At 38.9% G+C, this 3164-nt stretch carries 3 protein-coding genes and 1 rRNA gene; 1 reads left to right on the plus strand and 3 read right to left on the minus strand.

Annotation, left to right across the window (positions count from 1 at the left end; genetic code table 11):
• Positions 1-102: ribosomal RNA gene (locus tag BO222_RS07805) — 16S ribosomal RNA — on the minus strand; the annotation flags it as partial.
• Positions 103-879: 777 nt separating this feature from the next.
• Between BO222_RS07805 and BO222_RS07810 the strand changes: the two genes are divergently transcribed.
• A complete protein-coding gene (locus BO222_RS07810; protein WP_075819921.1) occupies positions 880-1959 on the plus strand; it encodes a 6-phosphofructokinase in 1080 nt (359 codons plus the stop codon).
• 180 nt (positions 1960-2139) lie between these two features.
• Here BO222_RS07810 and BO222_RS07815 read toward each other — a convergent pair whose 3' ends face one another.
• Positions 2140-2364, minus strand: coding sequence for a helix-turn-helix domain-containing protein (locus BO222_RS07815; RefSeq protein ID WP_075819923.1), 225 nt, complete (start codon positions 2362-2364; stop codon positions 2140-2142).
• A gap of 545 nt (positions 2365-2909) precedes the next feature.
• Positions 2910-3164: transposase (locus BO222_RS07820; protein ID WP_075819925.1), on the minus strand; the 255-nt coding region annotated here is incomplete at its 5' end.

Below are 3164 nucleotides of genomic sequence, written 5' to 3' on the forward strand. Positions count from 1 at the left end.
TTACTCACCCGTTCGCCACTGTATCCAAAGATACCGTTCGACTTGCATGTATTAGGCATGCCGCCAGCGTTCATCCTGAGCCAGGATCAAACTCTCCATTTGATTTGACTCAACGCTTTTGCGTTTTATTTTATTTTTTGATTGTTCAGGTTGAATTGACTTGTACTTGGTTTGTTTGTTTAACCTGTACCAATTGGTACTTGTACATACTGTCTGTAAAGTTTTCAAAGAACGAGTTATTTGTGAAGATTTATTTATCTTTCACAAGCTTGCTTATCTTACTCCCTGTCCTGATCAAAGTCAAGACTTTTTGTGAATTTCTTTTTGAATTTCACAAGCGAAAGAAGACTTCGCTTGTGAGAAACAAGCCGTCTCTCACAAGGCTCATTAAGAATACCACTCCAGCAATCATCAGTCAACCCTTTTTGTTAATTATTTTTAAATTTTCACAAATAAGGATTTCTGCCCTTAGATATAAGGAGTATGGATATTCCAGGGGGCCGTTTTTGACTTCCATCTTTTAAACAGCTTTGTAAGGATACTTCTAATTTCTGGATATTTCAAGCAAGTTATCTTAAAGAGACAAATTAAAATTTAAAAGCAGTACTCCTCTTATAAAAGTCAGTAATTTTGCTCTTCGAAAAGCAGTCAATTGGTTTCAGAAAGGAGATCTAAGTTCTCTGTTTTGATTACCTGGCAGATCCAGATAAGACAATAACAAGCATTATCTCATTTCAACCAGTTAACGAACCGTTGTATTGAGATCGTACTCATCCGCTCATCATACTGATAAAAACAAACTTCAAACACAATCAGTCGTGATTTTTTGCAAATATAAGCGGATAATTAAAGAAAGTATTTATATAGGAGGAAAAATTAATGCTTAGAATTGGAATGCTCACCAGCGGTGGTGACTGTCAGGCTCTAAACGCCACAATGAGAGCTGTGTATAAATCCGTACGTCACAACTCAAAAGAACCTGTTGAATTTTACGGTTTCGAAGACGGCTACAAAGGATTGATGCATGGCAATTACCATAAGCTGACTTCTGATGATTTTGTACGAATTTTGACAGTCGGAGGAACGATCTTAGGTACCAGTCGAGTTCCTTTTAAAAACATCCGGAAACCGGATGAAAACGGTAATGACAAAGTTGAATTGATGAAAGATACTTATGAACGGCTTGCTCTGGACGGTCTGGTAGTCTTAGGAGGTAATGGTTCACTTAAAACTGCCAATCTGCTTTCACAGGAAGGCCTTAACGTTATCGGTCTTCCAAAAACAATTGATAATGATTTATGGGGCACCGATATGACCTTTGGTTTTCAATCCGCTGTTGATATCGCTACCCGCGCAATTGATGAAATCCATACCACCGCTTCAAGCCATGGACGCGTATTTATTATTGAAATCATGGGGCACAAGACTGGATGGCTTCCATTGAATGCTGGAATTGCCGGCGGTGCTGATATTATCCTCTTACCTGAAATCCCCTACAGCATGGATAAGATCGTTGAAGTAATCGAAAAGAAAAAGACGGATAACACAGGACGTTTCATGATCATCGCAGTCGCTGAAGGAGCAATCTCTCAGGAAGACGCTAAACTTTCTAAGAAAGAATATCGTAAACAGCTTGAAAACTATGTCTTCCCGTCTGTTTCTTATAAACTGGCTGCTGAAATCGAAGAACGTACCGGAAGAGAAGTCCGAGTGACCGTTCCTGGCCATACTCAGCGTGGTGGAGCGCCAGATGCTTATGACCGTGTATTTTCCAGCCGCTTAGGAAGTTCTGCGGGTAAGATGATCGTCGATGGGGATTATGGTTATATGGTTGCTTACAAGAACCGCGAAATCGTAAAAGTTCCACTGGCAGAAATCGCTGGCAAACTTAAACTGGTTCAGCCGGATTCCGAAATCATTCAGCAGGCAAAAATGCTTGGAATCAGTTTCGGTGACTAACATTTGTTTTATAATCCGTTCCTCTCAGGATCAGGCACTCTCAGATTGATCAGTTGATCGAGAATTGATTTCAGTTCTGATTCTTATACAGCTAAATAGGCAAAATCTAAGGGACTATCCATCATCAAATGGACAGTCCCTTTTATAACAACTGTATAACTGTATTCAAAAGAACAGAATCTATTTAGAATCACTTTCTTCTGAATCAATATATTCAAGCAGATCGGATGGCTGGCAATCAAGTGCTTTGCATAGTTCGGTCAGGATTGAAAAGCGAATACTATGAACCTTGTTATTTTTAATCTTGGACAAATTGGCGTCTGTGATGCCAACTTCTTTTGCCAGATTTCCCAAAGAAATATGCCGCTTGGTCATCATCCGATCCAGATGGATTACAATCCCCATGAAGATCCTCCTCGCAAATAAAGAAAACAGGCTTGATCTGCTGAATCACAAATCTGATTTGCTTCAGAATTACACGATCCAGGATTGAAAGCCTTTTCTGCCCTTTATTAAAATCGAAAGAAGCTCAGGAGGCAATATACTTTTTTCCATTTTTAATACTTTTTTATGATTATACGTCTTTTTGCCTAAAATTCCTACAAATAGCGGAAAATGAATATCCAATTTCATTATTTCTGCCTTAAGCCAAATTCATTTAAGTGAGTAGTTCAGCAGATTTTCAACAGACGTTCGACATTTAAAGCACAAAAAAAGCAATTTTGGAAGATGATAGTTGTCTGACAGATTGATCTTATTCGATCTTTTTCAAAATCCTTCGAAAAGGGGCTGTTAAATTTCGACTGATTTTTCATCAGCGAGATTTACAGCCCCTTTTTCTATGCTTTTTATCTGATTCAATCCTGTTTTATGATGTGTTTTTCCGCTCAAGTCAATTTTTGAACGCACTGAAAAGAGCCAAAACTCAAAAAGACTGTTTATAATCTTTTTCAGATTTCGCTTTTCTGCTCCTTTAATTTTCCATAACGTTCGAGTTCTGGGCAACTCATCCGATTTCTGTTGTTTAATTTTCTGATATTGTGTCCCATGGCCACAATAAGCACCTCAAATTTTACGTTTTCCAGTCCCCGGCGTCTCAATCGGCTGTATCTGTAGTTTTCTTTAAGATCTCCGAAGGTTCCTTCCGCCTGAATGCTCCGGCTGACCATAATCTCATGTCCTGCATCTGAAGACATGTTCTCCGG

Origin of the sequence: Ileibacterium valens (genome assembly GCF_001945525.1) — a bacterium.
Taxonomy (GTDB): Bacteria; Bacillota_I; Bacilli_A; order Erysipelotrichales; family Erysipelotrichaceae; genus Ileibacterium; species Ileibacterium valens.